The sequence below is a fragment of the Streptomyces sp. NRRL F-2664 genome, assembly GCF_000719345.1.
In the GTDB taxonomy this organism is placed as follows: Bacteria; Actinomycetota; Actinomycetes; order Streptomycetales; family Streptomycetaceae; genus Streptomyces.
On the sequence record NZ_JOFX01000342.1, the window covers coordinates 1 to 479 of the forward strand.

The 479-nt window shown below is 73.5% G+C and carries 1 protein-coding gene; it reads left to right on the forward strand.

Features of this window, described 5'->3' with window-relative positions:
• Window positions 1-39: 39 nt before the first annotated feature.
• The coding region (locus tag IF89_RS39620) for a hypothetical protein (RefSeq protein WP_158718167.1) at window positions 40-479 on the forward strand (440 nt) is incomplete at its 3' end.

A 479-nucleotide genomic window follows, 5' to 3' on the forward strand; every position in this document is an offset into this window, starting at 1 on the left:
GTCCCCCTCCTGGACACGGCCGGGCGTGGTGGAGCCGGGTTGGGTCTGGTGCTGTCGTATGACCAGGAGTTGTCGGGTCTGGGGGTGGACCGGCAGGGTTTGGGCGCGGGTATGGGTTTGGGCCTGCCGTTCATCGACGCCGGCGGGGGCCGCGCCGTGGTGGCGGGCGGGGTGTACGAGATCGACCCTGGCGGCAGCGCCCCGGGCGCCAGCGGCTCGGGCCTGAAGCGCTACCCCGGCCAGGGCGTCCGTTTGGAGCATGTGCCCGGCAGCGTGCTGCCCGCCCGCGACGGAGTGGAGGAGCGCGGCTATGAGTGGCGGCTGGCGGACCGCACCGACGGGTCGGTGCAGTACTTCGATGCGGACGGCAACCCGGCGGCGTTCGCCGACCGGCACGGCAACCGCACCGACTTCGCCTTCACCCCGGCCGGGGAGACCTGGCAGCTCACGTCTGTCACCGACCCCTACGGCGCCGCCAC